Origin of the sequence: Mycolicibacterium wolinskyi str. Jessa 2025 (assembly GCF_049241375.1) — a bacterium.
GTDB classification, from domain to species: Bacteria; Actinomycetota; Actinomycetes; order Mycobacteriales; family Mycobacteriaceae; genus Mycobacterium; species Mycobacterium wolinskyi.
Genome location: NZ_CP185960.1, coordinates 6,438,239 through 6,458,618, shown reverse-complemented (window position 1 = coordinate 6,458,618; position 20,380 = coordinate 6,438,239). Strand labels below are relative to the sequence as shown.

Genomic DNA, 20,380 nt, shown 5'->3' with positions numbered 1-20,380 from the left:
AACTTTACACGTGTCAAGTTTTGCAGGGAAGGGGCGGGTGAGGCCTGGGTCACTTGTCGGTCGGACTGGGTAGTATCAAACACATGTTCGAACAATGCGATCCGACGGAGACCCCTGAGTCGTCGGCCATGATCGAGCGCATCTGTTCGTCGTCGCGCCGCGAGAACTGTGAGGCGGCCGGCCGCCTCGCCGCCGTCGCGGAGCTGTTCGCGTACCGGCTGAGCCGGAGTACGGAGTCCGAGGACTGGGCGATCGATACCACCGAGGTCGTCGCCGCCGAGATCGCCGCGGCGCTGCGGATCAGCCAGGAACTCGCGGTGAGCATGATCGGCTACGCCCGCGCAATGCGAGAGCGGCTCCCGAAGATCGGTGCCCTGTTCGAGGCCGGGGATCTGGACCTCGCAATGTTCCGCACGTTGGTCTACCGCACCGACCTCATCACCGATGCCGACGTGCTCGCTGCCGTCGATGCCGAGTTGGCCGCGGCGGTCCCGCGTTGGCTGTCGATGGTCTCGCGCGGACACCTCGCGGCCAAGGTGGACCGAATCGTGAAGCGCCACGATTCCGACGCCGTACGTCGCAGGCGTGAGGCCGCAGCACAGCGTGAGATCTGGATTCACGAGCGCCTCGACGGGCTGGCTGATATCGGCGGTACCGTCTCGGCTACCGACGGCCGTACATTCGATCAGCGGTTGGCGGCACTGGCGGCGACGGTCTGCGAACGCGACCCCCGAACGCAGGATCAGCGTCGCTCCGACGCTGTCGGTGCCCTGTCGATCGGAGCGGACCGGATCGCCTGCCAATGCGGTCAGCCGGACTGCGCCGCGGTGGGCGCACCACCGGCGTCGCCGGTGGTCATTCATGTGATTGCTGAGCAGGCCGCGCTCGAGGGACACAGTGACGTACCGGGCTCGTTCGTCGAAGCCGACGGACTGATACCGGCTGAACAGTTGCCGTCATTGGCGGAATCGGCCAAGATACGACCCCTGATCCACCCAGGCGATGCACCAGCTGAGCCTGGTTACACGCCGTCGCGGGCCCTGGCCGAATTCGTTCGCTGCCGGGATCTGACGTGCCGGTTCCCCGGCTGCGACAAGTCCGCCGAGACTTGCGATATCGACCATACGATTCCCTACGACGACGGTGGACCGACTCAGGCGGCGAACCTCAAATGCCTGTGCCGACGGCATCATCTGTTGAAAACGTTCTGCGGGTGGCGCGACAAACAACTTCGTGACGGCACCATCATTTGGAGGTCGCCGTCGGGTGACATCTACGTCACCACACCAGGATCCGCGCTGTTGTTCCCGACGCTGTGTGCGCCGACTGCGCCGGTCACCGAACGTGTGATTCCCGATGTCCGGCCGCGTACCGCGATGATGCCGCGTCGCACCCGCACCCGAGCCCAAAACCGCGCTGCGCGAATCGAGGCCGAACGGCGCGACAATCGGCGGGATCGCGAACTTCACTACGCGTATTTCGCGGCATTGCCGCCACCGCGCGACGACGTCGACCCGCCGCCGTTCTGACGTCAGGCGTTGCGGCGATAGTCGCTCGGCGTCACACCGACACGATTTTTGAACGTCGTGGCGAAGTGGCTTGGCGTCGAGAAGCCCACTGCGGTGCTGATATCCGTGACCGACACCGTGGTGGTGGCCAACATTGTCTTCGCCCGCGCGATCCGGCGGTCGAGGACGAACTGGTACGGCGTGGTGTTGAAGGCCGCCGTGAACGCCTTGGTGAAATCGGCGACCGTCATGTCGGTGAGCTCGGCCAGTGTGGTGAGGGTGATCTCGGAATCCAGGCTGTCGTCGAGATACTCCATGAGTCTGCTGCGGGCCGCCCGGCTCAGGCCGCCGTGCCGGGTGGGACGAAGGACCGCGAACTGGTCGGTCAGGTGTAGCCGCAACGTCTCGGCCAAGGATTCCGTGAACAATCGCGCGAAGACATCGGTGCGGCCGACGGCGGTGCCCATCCGTTCGATCAGCTGGTGGACGAGCGGATCGCGATGCCTGATGCGTGGCGTGAGCTCGCGGTCGCCGAGTAGTGCCGTCGGAATGCTGAGTTCGCAGAATTGCACCGTGTTGCCCTGGGCGAGTGCCGCGTAGCGGTGCCCGGCGGGAATCACCCATACGTCACCGACCTGCGGCACGGTGCGGCCCGATGGGCCACGCTCGAACTCGATCTCCATGGATCGCATCCGGCCGCCGCGGTGTACGACCACGACGTGGTGGGGCTCTTCGAAACACCAGTCGGTGGGTGCCGCGATGCGCTCGGACACGAACCGGAAGTCCACGCCTCCCGCAGTGAACCCGGTGTTGGACAGCATCGTGCGCGGGGTGCGCGGACGCTTTCCGTCCCAGACCGATCGGGCCATCAGCAACAATTCTGACCCGACCTGGGCAAATTTCAAATCATGCTGAGCTTGTCGGGCATACCGACGATTGCTCGGCGTTGAATGTGCCGTGGGTATAAAAACGGTGGTGATGTCTGGACCCGTGCAGTTTGTCGCGGTCGGCCTGGGCGATCCACTGGCCGAACCGCTGCTGGCCGAGCTGGCCGTGGAGTACTCGGGCCGTTACGGCGGCACCGTCGAGCGGGTCCGGACGTGGCTGGACAGCCAGCCCGCACATGAGTTCGCGCCGCCCGGCGGTGGACTGTTCATCGGGCTGCTCGACGGCGACCCGGTAACCGGCGGTGCGTTTCAGCGGTTCGATGACGAGACGGCTGAACTCAAACGGATCTGGACCGCGGCCGGTCATCGGCAGCGTGGTCTGGCCAAGGCGCTGCTCGGCCACCTGGAAGCCGAGATCGCCGCGCGCGGTTATCGGCGCGTGTATCTGACGACGGGCCATCTCCAGCCAGAAGCCGAGGCGCTCTATGCGTCTGCCGGCTACACCCGGCTCCGTGAGCCGCTGCCGGCCGAGGGCGAGGGCACGGTCTTTCCGATCGCGTTCGAGAAGGTGCTGGCATGACCGCGAACGTGCCGCTGTCGATCCTCGACCTCGCCCCGATCAGTGCGGGCAGCGACGCCGCGACCGCGCTACGCAATACCGTGGACCTCGCCCAGCATGCCGAACAGTGGGGCTACAAACGGTATTGGGTTGCCGAGCATCACTTCGTCGCGGTCGCGAGTTCATCTCCGGCGGTCCTCGTCGGTCAGATCGCGGCGGCAACCGAACGGATCCGCGTCGGTACCGCCGCAGTCCAACTCGGGCACACCACCGCGGTCGCCGTCGTCGAGAGTTTCGGCACGCTTGCGGCGTTCCATCCCGGCCGCATCGATCTGGGTGTGGGCCGGTCCGGTCAGCGCCGCGCCGAGGCCGCGCGCGAGAAGCCGAAAGAGCCGAAACCACCGCGCGAATGGCATGAAATCGACGGTGTCGTGGTTCCCGCGCCGTTCGACATCGGAGCGTTGTTGCGCAATCCGCGGTTGCGGGCCCGGATGGCGGTGTTGCAGCAACCTGAAGCGGTCGCACCGGATTTCGCCGATCAGGTCGACGACATTCTGGCCATGCTGAACGGTGATTACGAAGTGGGGACGGCGGTTCCGGGTGCGGGAACCGGACTGACCCCGTGGGTATTCGGCAGCAGCAAGGGGCAGAGCGCGAGGGTCGCCGCCGCGCGGGGATTGCCGTTCGTCGCGAGCTATCACATCACGCCGGCCACCGCGCTTGAGGCAATCGAGGTGTACCGCAACAGTTTCACGCCTTCGCCGTTCCTGTCCGAGCCGTATGTCGTGGTGTCGGCCGACATCGTGGTTGCCGACGACGAATCCACCGCACGCCGGCTCGCCGCCGGATACGGCCACTGGGTGTACTCGATCCGCGCCGGCGACGGCGCCGTGCCGTACCCCGATTCGGCCGATCTACCACCGCTGACCGACGAACAACGCGAGGTGGTGAGAGACCGCACGGCAACGCAATTCGTCGGCGATCCGGACCAGGTGGCCGGCAGGCTCGAAGCGCTGCAACGGGTTACCCATGCCGACGAACTCGTCGTCACGTCGGTCACACACCACCACGAGGATCGGCTGCGATCACACGAATTGATCGCCAAGCGCTGGGGTCTTTGACAGCTTTGACCTATAGGCTGACCCGAAGGTGTCAGACACCGGCTGGGGGTGTGTTTGCCGAGTCCGCAGGTAATCGTCGGATCGCTGCTGCTGGCAGCGGCTGTGCTGGTGTTCGTCTTCGGCATCGCGCTGCGGCTGTTCATCGGACGCAGGGCCGATTCCGACCGCATGCGGCGCCGGATGTTCGCGTTCCGCCGAACCGCGGTGGCCCGGGTGTTCTTCGGGCAGATCGACGATGACGAGGTGTTCGACCCCGACGAACTCGATCAGATGGTGCTGATGCCGACGATCGTGCTCGCGTGCGGTCTGTGCCTGACGGGCTTTTTCTTGCTCGGCTACAAAGTCCTCGACTAAGAGCCAGGTCAATTCCGCTGTCGGTTTCCCGCAAGAGCCAGCGGAGGAACCAGGATGGACAGTCCCAGGATGGCGGTTCCGCCACCGACGATGGACAGCAGACCTGAGTTGACACCGATTGCGACGGCTGCGGCACCGCCGACGAAGCAGACAGCGCACGACAAAAGCACCGCAGCGGTACGGCCGGCGCTCATTTCCTGCTGACGTTTGACTTTCCCGGAAGCGAACAACGCCCTTCCGACTAAAAAGACGCCGCCGGCCAGCACCATCCACCCGATGAACGGCAGCTGCGCCGACCGGTCGTAGTCCTCGGGTGGCGGATTGAACACCATCAAACAGCCGCTCGCTATCCAGACGGCACCGAGCACACCCTGAATCAACTGAGACACCAGCTCAGTATCGTGCCGCGATACGGGCCTGGAATGCGCAGATTTCTTGGTGGCTAACCGTGTCGCGCGGTGGCTTGCCGGGTCGCGTCGGCGATCGAGCCTCGCCACACCGACCCATGGCCGGGCAGCAACACGTCGGTGTCGAGCATGCCGAGCGCGCTGAGGCTGCGCAGGCAGCCGTCCTCGTCGTGGTTGAACACCGAAGGCAGCAGCTGCGGTCCGATCCCGCGCAACAGCGGATGGCCCGTCACGATCGCATCGCCGCTGACGAGCACTCCGTCGACGATGTACGAGCAGTGCCCGCCCGTGTGTCCCGGGGTGGGAATGGCCACCGGTGAACCGGGCAGTCCGGCCGCCACCTCGTTGCTGAGCGGCTGTGTGGTGGGGATACCGGCATGGTTCATCCCGCCCTTGGCGGTGATGGTGGCCGACCACTTGAGCCAGCGGGGCTGCCAGATGTGTCGCACCACATCGGCCGGTGATGCTTGCTCGAGATACTCGCGCTTGGCGTGCCCGACCTCGTTGGCGTGGCAAAACACCGGTGTGCCATGGGTTTTCGCGAGCCAGATGGCGGTGCCGAAGTGGTCGATGTGGGCGTGGGTGAGCAGTACGGCCTTGATGTCGTCGACGCCGAAACCCAGCTGCCGCACCGAGCCGAGCACGTCCTCACGCTGCCCGGGAAAGCCCGCGTCGATCAGCAGGACACCGTCCCCGTCGGTCACCAACGTCCAGTTCACGAGGTCGGTCTGCGCGAAGTGAACGTGCTCGGTGATCGCACTGAGGGCTGCTGCCATGCCGCGAGTGTAGGCACAGGAGTAGAAACGAACTCGTGGCTGAACTGAAACTGGGATACAAGGCATCGGCGGAGCAGTTTGCCCCGCGGGAACTGGTCGAGTTGGCGGTCGCCGCCGAAGCGGCCGGCATGGACAGCGCGACAGTCAGTGATCACTTCCAACCGTGGCGCCACGAAGGCGGCCACGCGCCGTTCTCGCTGGCGTGGATGACGGCGGTGGGGGAGCGGACCGAGCGGCTGCAGCTTGGCACGTCGGTGCTGACACCGACATTCCGTTACAACCCGGCGGTCATCGCACAGGCCTTCGCGACTATGGGTTGCCTGTACCCGGGGCGGATCTTCCTCGGCGTCGGCACGGGCGAGGCACTCAACGAGATCGCCACCGGCTACATCGGTGAATGGCCCGAGTTCAAGGAGCGGTTCGCACGGCTGCGCGAGTCGGTGAAGCTCATGCGTGAGCTGTGGCTCGGCGACCGCGTCGATTTCGAAGGCGAGTACTACAACACCAAGGGCGCCTCGATCTACGACGTGCCCGAAGGCGGCATCCCGGTGTACATCGCGGCCGGCGGCCCCGTGGTGGCCAAGTACGCGGGCCGGGCCGGTGACGGGTTCATCTGCACCTCGGGCAAGGGTGAGGAGCTCTACAAGGACAAGCTCATCCCGGCAGTGAAAGAGGGCGCCGAGGCCGCCGGCCGCAACGCCGACGACATCGACCGGATGATCGAGATCAAGATCTCCTACGACCCGGATCCCGCGAAGGCACTGGAGAACACGCGGTTCTGGGCGCCGCTGTCGCTGACGGCCGAGCAGAAGCACAGCATCGACGACCCGATCGAGATGGAGAAGGCCGCCGACGCACTGCCCATCGAACAGGTGGCCAAGCGGTGGATCGTCGCGTCCGATCCCGACGAGGCCGTCGAGAAGGTCGGCCAGTACGTCACGTGGGGTCTCAACCACCTGGTGTTCCACGCACCCGGACATGATCAGCGCCGCTTCCTCGACCTGTTCAAGAACGACCTGGAGCCGCGGCTGCGCAAGCTCGGCTGATGATCCGGCTGATCGCGACCCTCTTCGGAGTGGTCGCGTTCGGAATCGCTGCTGTCGGCCTGGCGGTGCGCTATCTGCCGCTGGGCCGCCACAGCGTCTTGCTCGCGGCGACCGCTTCGACGTACCTTATGCTGGCGGCCCCGATGGCCGTGCTGCTGCTCGCGTTGAGCCGCCGATGGGTGCTGACGGCGCTCGCGGTGCTGCTGGCACTGGCGTTCGTCGGTATTCAGACGCCGCAATATCTCGGCCCAGAACCGGCCGCGGCGCCGTCCGCGTCGGTGCGGGTACTCACGTCGAATCTCGGTATGGGACTGGGTGATCCGGCGGCCGTGGTCGCGTCGGCGCGGAAGTCGGCCGATGTCGTCGTGTTGCAGGAGCTGACACAGGAGGCGGCCGACGGGCTGGCCGCAGCCGGCCTCGACGACACCTTCCCGCACCGGATCAGCAATCCGGAACCGTTGGCAGGCGGCATCGGCATCTGGAGCCGATTCCCCCTGGTCGACACGGCTCACGTGCCCGGCTATTCCCTGGCGATGGTGCGGGCGCGGCTGCAGGTGCCCGACGTGGCCGTGAACCCGATCGTGCTGGGCATACATTTCGCCGCACCGTGGCCTGCCCCGATCGGCCCGTGGGCCCAGGACATGGAGAAGTTCCCGACGCTGCTGCGCGAACTTTCGCACGAAGCCGGCAGCGGCGCGGTGATCGTCGCGGGCGACTTCAACGCCACCCACGACATGCTTCCGTTCCGCAAGCTCCTCGATACGGGCTATCGCGACGCCGGTGAACAGGCCGGCGCCGGGATGGCGCGTACGTTTCCGGTCGGCCCGCGGCGGGTGCCCGCCATCGGCATCGACCACGTGCTGTTGCGCAACGCCAACGCCACCGCCGTACGGCGTGAATTCATACCGGGCGCCGACCACATGGCGTTGATCGCCGACGTGGAGATCCCGAACTAACGCGGCGCGGCGCCGAGTGTGCGGGTTCGTACGCGCACCTCGGCGAGTCGCGGATGAACTCGCACGATCGTCGACCCGTCGGCCTGAGGCGGCAAACCACACGAACCTCGCGTGGCCTGCTACGGGCCTCTATATCGACGTGCCCGCGTCTTTCACAATATCGTCAGCAAAGTCGTTGACTAAATTGGCGACAATCTTGTACGGTGGCTCCCATCACACTTCCTGCTCACTCGAAGCGAGGTCACATGCCGAAAGTCGCTGTCGTCGGACTCGGGGAAGCCGGTGCGCTCTATGCGCGCGGCCTGCGTGATTCCGGATTCGAGGTCAGCGGCTATGACCCGTACACCAAGCTCGACGAGGCAGGTATCGCCCAGCATGAGCGGCTCGAACATGCGCTCGCCGATGTCGAACTCGTCATCACGCTCGTGGGAGCGACTGCGGCGCAAGGTGTTACCGAGGCGGTCCTCGCGCATCTGAAGCCCGGTGCGATGATCGCCGACCTGAACACCGGTGGGCCAGAACTCAAGCGGCGGCTCGGTGCGGCCGCGGCCGAGCGTGGTGTGCGCTTCGTCGACGTCGCGGTGCTCGCCCCGGTGCCCCGCGCCGGTGTCCGTACTCCGCTCATGGCGAGCGGCGCCGGGGCCGACGAATTCGCCGACCTCTTCGCGGCCACCGGAGCGCCGGTCGAATCCATCGGCGGAGAACCGGGAGATGCGGCCGCGCGCAAGCTGATTCGCAGCGTATTCATGAAAGGGCTGGCCGCCGCGGTCCTGGAGAGCTTCGGGGCGGCCGAGGTCGCGGGCTGTGCCTCATGGCTGCGCGAACAGGTCGCCGCCGAACTCGCCGGTGACCCACACGCTCTCATCGACCGGCTCATCGACGGTTCCCGCGCCCACGCCGCGCGCCGGGTGCACGAGGTGACCGACGCCCGCGACTACCTGGAAAGCATCGACCAACCGACCTGGACCATGCAGGCCGCCCGCTCCTGGCTCTCCAGCCTGGACCGCGCGAACGTTTAACGACAAGGAGATAACCCACCCGTGAGTGAAGTAGAACCCAAGCGGCTCTTGGTGGTCGGAGCGCACAGCGCCGATTTCGTCTGGCGTTCGGCCGGTGCGATCGCCAAGCACACTGCTGCCGGCGGCGAGGCCAGGGTGGTCGCGCTGTCGTACGGCGAACGCGGTGAATCGGGTGAGCTGTGGAAGGAGCCCGGTCAGACGGTCGACAACGTCAAGCGGCACCGGCATGCCGAGGCCACCGAGGCCGCCGAGACGGTCGGCGCCACGTTCGAGTGCTTCGACCTCGGGGACTACCCGCTGGAAGTGGGACCGGACGCGATCGATCGGCTTGCCGAACTCATGCGCGATTTTGCCCCGCATGTCGTGCTCACCCATCCTGACAAAGACCCGTTCAACCCGGACCATCCCGTCGCGAATGTGGCTGTCTCCAAGGCGCGTCTGCTCACCGCGGGCGCGGTGGTCGAGGCCGGTTTCCGTACCGCGCCGCCGAGCGAGTTCCTTGTGTTCGAGCCGCACCAGCCCGAGCTGTGCGGCTTCACGCCGAGTGTTTTCGTCGACATCACCGACGTGTTCGAGTTGAAGCGGAAAGCGATGGCGGCGATGCGGGCACAGTCCTACCTGCAGCAGTATTACGCCGAACGTGCCGATCACCGTGGCAACCACGCACGAAAGGTGACCGGACGCAAGCAGATCCGACAGGCCGAGGCGTTCCAGCGGCTGGTGCCGAACGTGGTGGCGGCGCTGTGACCGACCTCGCGATCGACGCCGACACCATCGCGGAACTGCGCCGGGCCGGAGTGGCGACGGTGTACGAGGCCCGCGGCAGGCAAGGCCTCGTCGACGCCGACTTCATCCAGCTCATCCCGGGCAGCCGTGCCGCAGGGCCGGCCCGCACCGTCCGGTGTGCCCAGAACGACAACCGCGGCGTGCACGAACTCGTCGCGCGTCTGCAGCCCGGTGAGATCGCGGTGCTCACCATGCCCGAGCCCGCGCCGGTGGCGCTCATCGGGGATCTGCTCGTCACCCAGATCCGAGAGCGCGGTGCGGCGGGAATCCTCGTCGACGCGTCGGTGCGTGACGCCGAAGAGCTGCGAAAGATGGGGCTGCCCATCTGGACTCGATGGATCCGGGTGCGTGGCGCGTCCAAAGACACGCGCGGCGAGGTCGACGCGAGCGTCGTAGTCGGCGGTGCCACGATCCGCACGGGCGACATCGTGATCCTCGACTCCGACGGTGCCGCCGTCGTGCCGGCCGCCGAGGCTGAACGCGCCGTCGAACTGGCACGTGCTCGGGAGGACAAGGAGGCCGCATCGCGGGCCGAATACCTCGCCGGGCACATCTCCTACGACCTGTACGGCTTCCGTGCCGAGGACGAAGGGAACACCTGAGATGGACATCCGTGTCGAAGGCCTGACCCTGCGTTACGGGGAGGCGGTCGCCGTACGCAACCTCGATCTCACCGTCGGTGACGGCGAATCGCTGGTCCTGCTGGGCGAATCCGGTTGCGGAAAGACCAGCACGATGCGCTGTATCGCCGGTTTGGAGCGGCCCAGCGCGGGCCGCATCACGATCGGTGGGGACGTGCTCTTCGACGGGGAACGGAACATCGACCGCCCGCCGCACAAGCGCAACATCGGCATGGTTTTCCAGTCGTATGCGATCTGGCCGCACATGACGGTGTTCGAGAACGTGGCGTTCCCGCTCACGATGCAGCGCGTGGGCAAGGCCGACATCGCGCGGCGGGTGCGCGAAACACTCGAACTGGTCGGCTTGGCGGAGTTCGCCGACCGCGGCGCGAGCATGCTGTCGGGCGGCCAGATGCAGCGCGTCGCCCTCGCGCGCAGCGTGGTCATGCAGCCGTCGGTGATGCTGCTCGACGAGCCGCTGTCGAACCTCGACGCCCGGCTGCGGCACCGGTTGCGCGGCGACCTCCGTGAACTGCAGACGCGGCTGGGCCTCACGTCGGTGTACGTCACCCACGATCAGGAAGAGGCGTTGGCCCTGGCGGACCGGATCGCGATGATGCAACACGGCCGCATCGTGCAGATCGGCAGGCCGAACGAGATCTACGCCAAACCCTTGAGCGCCTCGATCGCCGATTTTCTCGGGGTGGGCAACATACTGCCCGTCCAGGCGCTGGATTCCACGGGCGTGCGCATCGCCGACAGCGCGGTCACGCTCAGTGTGGCGCCGTACGACGGCGCCGGTGAACTCAAAGCCTGCATCCGCGGTGAGGACATCGCCGTCGGCGACGACGTCGAACCGGGCATGAATGTGCTTGAGGGAAAGCTCCTTACGAAGGAGTTCCTGGGTGCGAGCGCGACCTATCGCGTTGCGATCGCCGATACCGCCGAGCTCGAGATCATCGGCGGCAAGCACCGGCAGCTGACCGCCGCGCCCGGCGACACCGTGCGCATCGGCATACCCGCCGACGCCGTGCAGGTGCTGCCCCACGAGGTGGGGCAGTCCACGGGGCAACCGCAGGCCGCGACGCCAGTTCAGGCCGCGTCATGACTGCGACGATTCAAGCCCCGGTGGCACCGCCGCCGGACCCGGGTGTGGCCCGCAGCGCCCCGAGGCTGCGGCGGTCGCTGTTGCCGATCGCGCTGTACGCGATCCTGGCGATACTCATCGTGCTACCGGTTGCCCTGGTTGTGCTGTCCGCCTTCACCACAACCACGCCGAGGCCCGGCAACATCGACCTGTCGTCGCTGACGTTCGACAACTTCGCGGCCGTGTTCGGCCCGGGTGCACGCCAGGCCGCGCTGAATTCGCTGTTGATCGGAATCGGGGCGTCGGTGCTCGCGCTCGCGATCGGCGGGTTCCTCGCGTTCGTCTCCGCGCGCACGAATGTGCGGGGCGCGCGGTTCCTGTACTTCGTCGGTCTGGTGCCGATGTTCCTGCCCTCGTACGTCGGGGCGCTGGCCTGGTCGCTGCTCGGCGGCCCGAATGCAGGCCTGCTCAACGTCTTTGCTCGCGACATAAGCCTTCCCGACGTCGTCAACATCTACAACATCGGCGGGCTCATCTTCGTGCTCGCCCTGTACTACGCCCCCTACGCATTCCTGCTCACCCACTCGGCGTTCAGCCTGATGAACCCCGACCTCGAGGAAGCCGCACGCACCCATGGCGCCAAGCCGCTGACGGTGTTGCGTACGGTGACGGTGCCGCTGGCGACACCGGCCCTGCTCGGTTCGGCGATCCTCATCTTCGTCCTCACGGTCGAGAACTTCCCGGTCGCCCAGATCACGAGCGGCGGGCGGCTCGACACGCTGCCCACCTACATCTTCCGGCTCATGAACTCTGCGCCCGCGCGGGGCAATGAGGCTGCGGCGGTGGCGATCACGCTGGTCGTCATCGTGCTCGCGGTGACCGCGCTGCAGCGGCGGGTAGTCGCCCGGCGGTCGTTCACCACGGTCGCGGGCAAGGGCATGAAGCTCGGCAAGTTCGATCTCGGGAAGTTCCGCACACCCGCTCTGGTGATCGGAATCGGCTACTTCACGCTCTCCACGGTGCTGCCGCTGCTCGCGCTCGCGTTCGTCGCCTTGCACGAATCGCCTTATGTGAACAGCGTTATCGGCGCATTCACCAACGGGCGCATGGGTCTGGACGCCATCACCGAGGCGATCACGAGCGATGTCGTGATCAAGGCGACCGGCAACTCGGTGGTCGTGGCGGTCGCGGCGGCCGTCGTCGGCACCGTGCTGGCGTTCATCGTGTCGTACGTGGTGAACCGGACGACACTGCCCGGCCGCGAAGGCCTCGGCTACCTCAGCATGCTGCCCCTGGCAGTGCCCGCGATCGTGCTGGGTCTCGGCTTGCTGTGGACGTGGCTCATGCTGCCGGTGCCCGTGTACGGCACGTTGCTCGTCATGGTGATCGCGTTCGTGGCCGCGCAGATGCCGCAGGGCTACCAGGGCGCGTCATCGTCGATCCTGCAGATCCACCGGGACCTCGAGGACAGCGCGGTCATGCACGGCGCCAACCGGCCGCGTGCGGTGTGGCGGGTGACGGCGCCACTGTTGCGCGTCCCGCTGACCTCGACATTCCTACTGCTGCTCATGCTTTCGATGCGCGAGCTCACGGTGCCGCTGTTCCTCTTCACCACCGACACCCGGCTGCTGTCGATCGTCATCTTCGACGACTTCGAGAACGGAATCATGCAGCGCAGCGCCGCCACAAGCCTGGTGTACTGCGTCGTCATCTTCGCGCTGGCCTATCTGGCGCGGCGATTCGGCGCCGACGCCAAACAATCCCACTGAACCACGTACACGAAGGAGAAGGACCATGCGCATCAAAGTGAGGCGCCTCGCGGTCGCCGCGGTCGCGTCCGTCGGGCTCGTTCTGACGGGTTGCTCGAGCGGCGGCGGAAGCGGCTCGGCGGAGACCAACGAGAACGGCGATCTGGTGATCGAGGGCGAGGTGATCGCCACTGCCGACGTGTATCAGAAGGCGCAGCAGGAAGGCAGCCTGGTCTTCTACACCGGCGGCAGTGAGCAATCGGAGAAACAGGCCGCCGACGCCTTCACCGAGGCGACCGGTATCAACGTCGAGATCGTGCGGCTTGCCCCGAACCGGCTCAGCGAGCGGATCCTCAGCGAGCAGGCCGCGGGCAAGCTCGGTGCCGACGTCATCCGGATCTCGGGTGAGGACCTCATCGTGGCGATCGCCGACTCCGGGGCATTCCAGCCGACGCAGATCAGCCAGGGCATCGCGGACGCACTCGACCCGGCCGCCACGTATGAGAACGGGCTGTACTTCAACAGCTACGACCGGGTCTACAGCTTCGGTTACAACAACCAGGTCGTGTCCGAGCAGGACGCCCCGAAGAACTGGTCGGACCTGCTGGACCCCAAGTGGAACGGAAAACTCGGCATCGTTCAGGTCGGCGCCGGCGGGTCGACGACCGCGCTGACCCGTTTCCAGCTCGGTGAGCTGGGCACCGACTACCTCAAGGGTTACGCCGCGAACCATCCGCGCATCTTCGATTCGTCCGCCGCACTGACCGATTCGCTGGCCCGCGGCGAGATCGCGGTGGGTCCGGTGCCGATCGCGACCGCGTACGCGTCGACGTTGGAGGGTGCGCCGATCACCATCGCGACGCCCGAAGAAGGTGCCGCGGCTTATCCGTTCTACCTCGGCCAGGCCGCCAAGACCGAGCATTCCAATGCCGCAACGGTATTCATCAACTGGCTGCTGTCGTCCTCCGGGCAGAAGCTGGCCGCCTCGATCGGCGACTACCCCGTGCACAAGAACATGCCGAGCCCGACGATCGGCGAGATCGAGCTGCCCGCGGCCGATGCCGGATTCCTGCATCGCGCCACGATCGACGAATCGCTGAAGAACCTCGAACCCGATGCGGGCACGTGGCGGCAGATCTTCGGTTACACGGGCTGACATGGCTGTCGCAGAAGAGATTCGCACGCTGATCCTCAGAGGGGAGCTCGTGCCCAATCAACGGCTGGTCGAGGCCGATCTCGCCGAGCAGTTCGGCGCGTCGCGGGCCGCGGTGCGCACCGCGCTCGGCGAGCTCGCGGTGCAGGGGCTCGTCGAACGCGAACAGAACCGGGGTGCGCGGGTGCGCGTCATCTCGTTCGACGAGGCGATCGAGATCGCCGAGGTGCGCCGTGCGCTCGAAAGCCTCTGCGCGGGTAAGGCGGCGGCGGTGGTCACCGACGACGAGATAGCCGAACTCAAAGCAATCGGAGAGGCAATGGAACAGGCTGTCGCCGGCGGAGACCTCGGCGGGTACTCGGCGAAGAACCGCGAACTGCACGCACGCATCCATCAGATCAGCGGGCAGCGTACTGCGCTGTCGCTGATCGAGCGCCTGCGTGCGCAGAGTGTGCGCCAGCAGTTCGCGCTCGCGATGAAACCGGGCAGGCCCAGCGTCTCGCTCGGAGAGCATCTGGCGATCATCGACGCGATCGCGCACCGCGATCCGGCCGCCGCCGAGCATGCGATGACCGTGCACCTCAACAGCGTCGTGGCGGCGATGCGCGAAGTGCACGCCCAGCAACCCACGTCAGTCGCATGAGCGCACCCGGAGTGACGTGCATGCTGATGCGCGGCGGAACGTCGAAGGGGACGTACTTCCTCGCCGACGATCTTCCGCGGGATCCCGGCGAACGCGACGATCTGCTGCTGCGGATCATGGGGTCGCCCGATCCGCGCCAGATCGACGGGGTCGGCGGCGGTCATCCACTGACCAGCAAGGTCGCGGTGGTCAGCCGCAATGGTGCCGGCGTCGATTACCTGTTTCTGCAGGTGAGCGTCGACCAGGCGCTGGTGTCGGACCGGCAGAACTGCGGGAACCTGCTCGCCGGGGTCGGCCCGTTCGCGATCGAACGAGGACTGGTCGCAGCCGCCGACGGCCAGACCGCGGTGCCGATCCGGATGACGAACACCGGTGGCCGCGCGATCGCCCACGTGCCGACGCCCGCAGGCGTGGTCGAGTACGCGGGCACGACGTCGATCGACGGGGTTCCGGGTACCGCCGCCGCGATCGTGCTGGATTTCGAGGACACCGCGGGGTCGAGCTGCGGCGCGCTGTTGCCGACCGGACAGGTCAGGGACGTGATCGCCGAGGTCCCGGTCACGTGCGTCGACAACGGGATGCCGACGGTCGTGCTGCGGGCCGCGGATCTCGGTGTGCGGGGCGACGAATCGCCGACCGAACTGGAATCCGATCAGCGGCTGCGCGAACTGCTGGAGCGTATCCGACTGGAAGCCGGCAAACGGATGAATCTCGGTGATGTCAGCGATCTCACCGTTCCGAAGCTGACGATCGTGTCGCCACCCCGCTCCGGGGGCGTGATCGCGACGCGCACGTTCATACCGCATCGGGTGCACGCATCCATCGGCGTGCTCGGGGCCGCGAGCGTCGCAGTGGCTGCCGCGCTTCCGGACAGCGTCGCGGCCGGGATTGCGGATCCTTCCGGCGGCCCACGAATGCGCATCGAGCACCCGACCGGTGCGTTGGAGGTCGAGGTGGAACTCGACGGCGAGCGCGTCCGCCGGACGGCGATCGTGCGGACGGCCCGAAAGTTGTTCGACGGCACCGTCTTTCCTCGATCTTGACGCCGCCATCGACACCTCGGCCCGGCAACCTCGCGCTGGGGCTGCTGCTCGTGCATGCGGTCGGGGTCCAGATCGTCTCATATGCGCTGCGCCCGGCGATTTCGTACGCGATCCTCGACCTCGGGCACGGCCCGGCCTGGCTCGGTGTCGCGACGGCCGCCTTCGCGGTTCCGCCGCTGTTGCTCGCCGTGCCGGCAGGAAGATTCGTCGACCGCGTCGGTGAGCGAGCGAGCATGGTGCTCGGCGCGCTCGCGTTCGTCGGTGCGGCGGCCGTCCTGGTGTCCGTCGGGGCCACCCTGGCCGGGCTGTTGGCCGCGACGGTCCTGCTCGGCCTCGGCGTGCTGTTTTCCGTTGTGGCCGAACAGGCCTGGGTCATGCGCGATGCGGCCGCCGGACGCCTCGACTTCGTGTTCGGCGTCTACACCTTCGCGACCTCGGGTGGACAGATGCTGGGGCCCGCACTACTGCTCTTGCCGTCCGCGGAGGCACACTCGCCGGCATTCACCACGATCGCGTGGGCAACGCTAGGGATTGCCCTTGTGGGACTGGTGCTTTCGCTGGTGATTCCGTCGACGGCGCGTCCTGACGCGACGACGGACAAGCCCACGGCCATGTGGCCGGTCGCGTCGCGTCTGCTGCGGACCAAGGGCGTGGTGCCCGCCCTGGTCACCAGCAGCCTGGTGTTGTCCTCGCTGGATATCGTGCTCGCCTACCTGCCGTTACTCGCACGGGAACGCGGCCTCAGCCCGGCCTGGTTGACGGCGCTTCTGGTGACGCGCGGGGTCGCCACGATGGCTTCGCGCCTGACCCTCGGGCGGATGACGAACGCGTTCGGCCGGCGACGCGTCCTCGTGGTCGCGGGTGCCGTCGCGGCCGTGTCGCTTATCGCGCTGGTGCTACCGGTGCCTGCTGTGGTGCTCGTGGTCTGCATGGCGTGTTACGGCCTGGCGGCCGGGACGGTCCAACCCCTCACGATGTCGTGGATGACGCTCGTGACGCCGCGGCCCGATCGCGGCGTCGCGGCCTCGCTGCGTCTGGTCGGAAATCGCGCCGGGCAAACGGGGATACCGCTTGCCGTGGCCGGGATCTCGGCGTTGGGCGGTGCATCGGTGGTGTTCGCGGCCACGGGAGCGACCCTGTTGGTGTCGGCGCGGCTGTCCCGGTGGGCGCCGGACGGCGACGACGCGGGAGGTTCCGCCAGGTAGGCGCGTCGCCCCGGGGGCGACGGTAGAATCTCGTCGACGATCTTGGCGACGATCTGGGGTGGGGATGCTGGTTGACGAGCGGGGGCGCGGCAGCGAGTCGGCCGATGTAGCCGGCCGGATCCGCGCGGCCATCCTCGACGGGGAGTTCGCGCCGAATCAGCGACTGGTCGAGGCCGATCTGTGCGAGCAGTTCGCCGTCAGCCGCAGCGCGGTGCGCGGTGCGCTGCAAGAACTCGCCACCCAGGGCCTCATCGAACGTATCCAGAACCGCGGTGCGCGGGTGCGCTCCGTCTCGCTGGAAGAAGCCGTCGAGATCACCGAGGTCCGGATGGTGGTGGAGGGGCTCTGTGCGGCCAAGGCAGCACAGCACATCACCGATGAGCAGATCGCTGAACTGGCCGAGCTGCGCGCCGAGCTCACCGCTTCGGTCGAGTCCGGCGACGTCATGGGCTATTCGAAGCTGAATCAATTGCTGCACAAGCGGGTTCGCGAGATCGGAGCCCAGCACACCGCGGCCGACATCCTGGAACGCCTGCGCGGGCAGCTGGTACGCCACCAGTTCCGGTTGGCGATGCATCCGGGCCGGATCACCGTGTCACTGGCCGAGCACGTCGCGATCATCGACACGGTGTGCGCGAAGGATCCTGAGCGGGCCGAGGCCGCGATGCGCGACCACCTCAAGAGCGTGATCGTCGCGTTGAAGGACGTCGCCGCGGCTCAGCAGGGAAGCTGAGCGTCAGGCGCTGCTCACCGACCGTTCGACCGCGCCGACGGTGCCGTGACTCGTTGCCGTCAGCCGGACCCGGTCGGCGCGGAAGAGGTCATACGCGTATTCGAACGGCGTGCCCGTGTTGTCGCGGGTCACGCGCGTGATCGCGAGGAGCGGTTTGCGGTGCGCGATCTCCAGCCATTGGGCTTCGCGCTGGCTTGCACTGACGACCTCGATGGTCTCGGTCGTGGTGGCGGGCACGAGCCCGTACCGCACGCGTAGCAATTCGTAGAGCGAGCCGCCGAGCGGTTGTTCGAGCAGGTCCTCCATATGGTCGGCGACGAAGCAGGCCAGGTCGACCGACAACGGCACGCCGTCGGCGAAGCGCAGCCGACGGATCGTGAAAATGTCTGTGGTCTCGCTGATTTCGAGTGCGTGGGCCTCGACCGGGGTGGCCGGGCGGCGATCGGTCCCCAGCACGCGGCTCGTGCTGGTGTGCCCGCCGCTGTGCAGGCGCGCGGGCAGCCCGGCCAGTTCGGCGGCGTTGCGCTCGACGATGTCGGCGCGCACGAACGTGCCGCCGGTTCTGCCGGTACGACGTTCCAGCACGCCGGCCTGACTCAACGGCAGCAGCGCGCTGCGCAGCGTCGACCGCGACACCGCGAAGGTGTCGGCCATCTCGCGTTCGGTGCCGAGGCGCGAGCCCGGCCGCAGCGTGCCCTGGGCCAGCATGGACAGGATGCGGCGGCGCACGTCTTCGGCCACCGGCCCCCCGGACGACTCCTCCATGTCAGGTGACGATCGCGTCCAGGGACTCGGGCAACACCTGTCCGCCGTCGACGGCGATGGCCTGCCCGGTGATGTAGCCGGCCTCCTTTGTGGCCAGGAACGCCGCGAGGTGGCCGATGTCTTCCGGCGTGCCGAGTGCGCCCGCGGGAATGGACTTGGCCATGCTCGCGATGTACTCCTCGCCGTTCTCGATCATGCCCTCGGACATGATGTTGCCGGGCAGGATCGCGTTCACGGTGATCTTGTGCGGGGCCAACTCGATTGCGGCCGTCCGCATGAACCCGAGCTGGGCGGATTTGGTCGCACCGTAATGCGACCAGCCGGGGTATCCGGTGATGGGTCCGGTGATCGACGACGTCAGGATGACCCGGCCGGAGCCCGACGCGATGAGCGCGTCCAGGCAGGCCTGGACTGCGAAGAACGTCCCGTTGACATTGACGGCGAAGATCTCGGTGAGCTGCTCGGGGGTCATGGTGGCCAGCGGTGCGTCGGGGAAGATGCCGGCGTTGGCGCAGACCACGTCGAGCCCGCCGAACGCCTCGAGTGCCGCCGCGGCGAGCTCGTCGCACGCCTTGCGGTCACTGACATCGGTCACCACGCCGATGACTTTGCCCGAGCCGAGGCTGTCGAGGTCTGCGACGCACTCGTCGAGATGGGTCGACGATCGCGCCGCCACCGCGACGTTCGCCCCGGCACGTGCGAACACCGTCGCGATGCCGCGGCCGATGCCCTTGCTGCCTCCGGTGACCAGCACCGAGCGGTTCTCCAGATCAAACATTGTCGCTCCTAAGCGGTTGTGAAAACGGCGTCCTGCAGCCAGGTTTGATCGCCAAGGTAGCGGTCGGCCAGCCGCGCGGTGCCGCGGGCATAGTCGGCGCCGACGGCGATCGCCGCGTCGGCATCGGCATGCGACGCGATCCACGCCGTCAACTGCACCCGGCGCAACATCACGAACGTCGGCACGAGCGCCAGGTGATCGTCGGGTAGATGGCGCACCGACCGGTAGCCGCGCAGCCACTCGGTGACGATGGCGTCGGCCTGCGGTGCGTCCTCGATCCATGACAGGACGGCGGCGAGATCGGCCAGATGCCACGACCACCCGCAGTCGTCGAAGTCGATCACCGTGATGTCGGTGCCCGGTGCGGCGGGGTCCACCATGAGGTTCGACAGCCGCAGGTCGGCGTGAATCAGCCCGAAGCGATCCGGGCCCGTGCCGAACTCGTCGAGCCGCTCGGTGATCTCGGTCACCGCGGCTTGGATCGAGGCGCGGTCCTCGGTGGTGAGAGCCGGAGCGGCGCGCCAGTTCCCCCAGCGGGCGTGCGGCCCCAGAATCGCGTCGAGGTCCCAGCTGAAGCGCGTGAAACCGGCCGGTGGGGTCCAGCGCTGCGTGTGTTCGTGCATGATCGCGGTCAGTTCGCCGAGTTTGGCGAACCCGACGGCGTCGGGGGCTTCCTCGGCCGTGCACCCGGGCACGAAGCTCACCGCATCGACGTGTAGTTCGCGATCGCCGACAGCGGCCGTCACCGCGTGCGCGCCGGTCGACGAGCACACGAGTTGTGGTGTCCTCACCGGTGTTTCACGCCGGAGCGCGGCCATCCAGTCGAGTTCGGAGCCGATGCCGGCCAGTGAGTGGTAGCCCGGCCGGTGCACCCGCAACACGATCGGGTCGTCGTCGGCGACGAGATAGGTGGCGTTCTCGGACAGGCTCAGCAGGCGCAGCGGCGTCTCGGGGTCGCGCCGGTACGACGGCAGGGCGGCCCTGGCGAACAGTTCGTGATCAGCAGGCAGTCCCGGCATGCGTCGAGTGTGGACCAAATGAGCAGCACGAGCAGACCAAATGAGCCGGTTTAACCTCGCTGTTGCATGATTGCCAGGTTCGAAACATGGCCGCAACAAAAGCCTTGTCAGCCAGGGATTTCCAAGTTGACCAAGCGTTCTGCGAACGGTAGAAATGGCCTCCGTCG

Annotated in this window: 22 protein-coding genes; 16 read left to right on the top strand and 6 right to left on the bottom strand. The window is 67.1% G+C overall.

Features of this window, described 5'->3' with window-relative positions:
- The first annotated feature begins 83 nt into the window (after positions 1–83).
- A complete protein-coding gene (locus ACOI2T_RS32095; RefSeq protein ID WP_409504349.1) occupies positions 84–1,529 on the top strand; it encodes an HNH endonuclease signature motif containing protein in 1,446 nt (481 codons plus the stop codon).
- A gap of 2 nt (positions 1,530–1,531) precedes the next feature.
- Here ACOI2T_RS32095 and ACOI2T_RS32090 read toward each other — a convergent pair whose 3' ends face one another.
- Entirely contained in the window at positions 1,532–2,329 is a 798-nt protein-coding gene (locus ACOI2T_RS32090) for a helix-turn-helix transcriptional regulator (protein ID WP_409504450.1), read from the bottom strand.
- A 157-nt stretch (positions 2,330–2,486) separates the two neighbouring features.
- On the opposite strand from ACOI2T_RS32090, the gene ACOI2T_RS32085 reads away from it, so the two are divergent.
- From ACOI2T_RS32085 to ACOI2T_RS32075, 3 genes are read left to right on the top strand one after another with little or no spacing between them, the layout of a single operon-like run.
- A complete protein-coding gene (locus ACOI2T_RS32085; protein WP_409504350.1) occupies positions 2,487–2,975 on the top strand; it encodes a GNAT family N-acetyltransferase in 489 nt (162 codons plus the stop codon).
- Positions 2,972–4,075, top strand: a complete 1,104-nt coding sequence (locus ACOI2T_RS32080; RefSeq protein ID WP_409504351.1) for an LLM class flavin-dependent oxidoreductase — start codon at positions 2,972–2,974, stop codon at positions 4,073–4,075. The genes ACOI2T_RS32085 and ACOI2T_RS32080 overlap by 4 nt, the downstream gene beginning before the upstream one ends.
- 42 nt (positions 4,076–4,117) lie before the next feature.
- On the top strand, positions 4,118–4,429 hold the full coding sequence (locus ACOI2T_RS32075) for a hypothetical protein (protein WP_409504451.1): 312 nt from the start codon (positions 4,118–4,120) through the stop codon (positions 4,427–4,429).
- Positions 4,430–4,437: 8 nt separating this feature from the next.
- Here ACOI2T_RS32075 and ACOI2T_RS32070 read toward each other — a convergent pair whose 3' ends face one another.
- Entirely contained in the window at positions 4,438–4,818 is a 381-nt protein-coding gene (locus ACOI2T_RS32070; RefSeq protein WP_409504352.1) for a hypothetical protein, read from the bottom strand.
- Positions 4,819–4,871: 53 nt separating this feature from the next.
- Entirely contained in the window at positions 4,872–5,612 is a 741-nt protein-coding gene (locus ACOI2T_RS32065; protein ID WP_409504353.1) for an MBL fold metallo-hydrolase, read from the bottom strand.
- A gap of 35 nt (positions 5,613–5,647) precedes the next feature.
- On the opposite strand from ACOI2T_RS32065, the gene fgd reads away from it, so the two are divergent.
- From fgd to ACOI2T_RS32005, 12 genes are all read left to right on the top strand, one after another.
- Complete coding sequence (gene fgd / locus ACOI2T_RS32060) at positions 5,648–6,658, top strand: glucose-6-phosphate dehydrogenase (coenzyme-F420) (RefSeq protein ID WP_409504354.1); 1,011 nt, start codon at positions 5,648–5,650, stop codon at positions 6,656–6,658.
- On the top strand, positions 6,658–7,614 hold the full coding sequence (locus tag ACOI2T_RS32055) for an endonuclease/exonuclease/phosphatase family protein (protein WP_409504355.1): 957 nt from the start codon (positions 6,658–6,660) through the stop codon (positions 7,612–7,614). Before fgd ends, ACOI2T_RS32055 begins: the two co-directional genes overlap by 1 nt.
- A 245-nt stretch (positions 7,615–7,859) precedes the next feature.
- Positions 7,860–8,633 carry an NAD(P)-binding domain-containing protein gene (locus ACOI2T_RS32050; protein WP_067849527.1) on the top strand — a complete coding sequence of 258 codons (774 nt, stop codon included), beginning with the start codon at positions 7,860–7,862 and terminating at the stop codon, positions 8,631–8,633.
- 21 nt (positions 8,634–8,654) lie between these two features.
- Positions 8,655–9,380 (top strand): PIG-L deacetylase family protein, encoded by a 726-nt coding sequence (locus ACOI2T_RS32045; protein WP_067849525.1) that lies wholly within the window; start codon positions 8,655–8,657, stop codon positions 9,378–9,380.
- Positions 9,377–10,021, top strand: coding sequence for an RraA family protein (locus ACOI2T_RS32040; protein ID WP_409504356.1), 645 nt, complete (start codon positions 9,377–9,379; stop codon positions 10,019–10,021). Before ACOI2T_RS32045 ends, ACOI2T_RS32040 begins: the two co-directional genes overlap by 4 nt.
- Position 10,022: 1 nt before the next feature.
- Positions 10,023–11,147 (top strand): ABC transporter ATP-binding protein, encoded by a 1,125-nt coding sequence (locus tag ACOI2T_RS32035; protein ID WP_409504357.1) that lies wholly within the window; start codon positions 10,023–10,025, stop codon positions 11,145–11,147.
- The gene (locus tag ACOI2T_RS32030) at positions 11,144–12,895 is read left to right on the top strand and encodes an ABC transporter permease (RefSeq protein WP_409504358.1); all 1,752 of its coding nucleotides are present in this window, start codon (positions 11,144–11,146) and stop codon (positions 12,893–12,895) included. The genes ACOI2T_RS32035 and ACOI2T_RS32030 overlap by 4 nt, the downstream gene beginning before the upstream one ends.
- Before the next feature lie 25 nt (positions 12,896–12,920).
- Positions 12,921–14,030, top strand: a complete 1,110-nt coding sequence (locus tag ACOI2T_RS32025; protein WP_409504359.1) for an ABC transporter substrate-binding protein — start codon at positions 12,921–12,923, stop codon at positions 14,028–14,030.
- Between the two features lies 1 nt (position 14,031).
- Positions 14,032–14,670, top strand: coding sequence for a GntR family transcriptional regulator (locus tag ACOI2T_RS32020; protein WP_409504360.1), 639 nt, complete (start codon positions 14,032–14,034; stop codon positions 14,668–14,670).
- A complete protein-coding gene (locus ACOI2T_RS32015) occupies positions 14,667–15,713 on the top strand; it encodes a 4-oxalomesaconate tautomerase (protein ID WP_409504361.1) in 1,047 nt (348 codons plus the stop codon). Before ACOI2T_RS32020 ends, ACOI2T_RS32015 begins: the two co-directional genes overlap by 4 nt.
- Positions 15,710–16,918: an MFS transporter gene (locus ACOI2T_RS32010; protein ID WP_409504362.1), complete on the top strand. Its 1,209-nt coding sequence runs from the start codon at positions 15,710–15,712 to the stop codon at positions 16,916–16,918. The genes ACOI2T_RS32015 and ACOI2T_RS32010 overlap by 4 nt, the downstream gene beginning before the upstream one ends.
- Positions 16,919–16,982: 64 nt before the next feature.
- Complete coding sequence (locus ACOI2T_RS32005) at positions 16,983–17,651, top strand: GntR family transcriptional regulator (RefSeq protein WP_409504452.1); 669 nt, start codon at positions 16,983–16,985, stop codon at positions 17,649–17,651.
- 3 nt (positions 17,652–17,654) lie between these two features.
- Here ACOI2T_RS32005 and ACOI2T_RS32000 read toward each other — a convergent pair whose 3' ends face one another.
- The 3 genes from ACOI2T_RS32000 to ACOI2T_RS31990 are packed head-to-tail and all read right to left on the bottom strand — an operon-like array spanning position 17,655 to position 20,213.
- The gene (locus ACOI2T_RS32000; RefSeq protein WP_409504363.1) at positions 17,655–18,416 is read right to left on the bottom strand and encodes a GntR family transcriptional regulator; all 762 of its coding nucleotides are present in this window, start codon (positions 18,414–18,416) and stop codon (positions 17,655–17,657) included.
- A 1-nt stretch (position 18,417) separates the two neighbouring features.
- Positions 18,418–19,194 carry a 3-oxoacyl-ACP reductase FabG gene (gene fabG, locus ACOI2T_RS31995; protein ID WP_409504364.1) on the bottom strand — a complete coding sequence of 259 codons (777 nt, stop codon included), beginning with the start codon at positions 19,192–19,194 and terminating at the stop codon, positions 18,418–18,420.
- 8 nt (positions 19,195–19,202) lie between these two features.
- Positions 19,203–20,213 carry a phosphotransferase enzyme family protein gene (locus ACOI2T_RS31990; RefSeq protein WP_409504365.1) on the bottom strand — a complete coding sequence of 337 codons (1,011 nt, stop codon included), beginning with the start codon at positions 20,211–20,213 and terminating at the stop codon, positions 19,203–19,205.
- Positions 20,214–20,380: the final 167 nt, after the last annotated feature.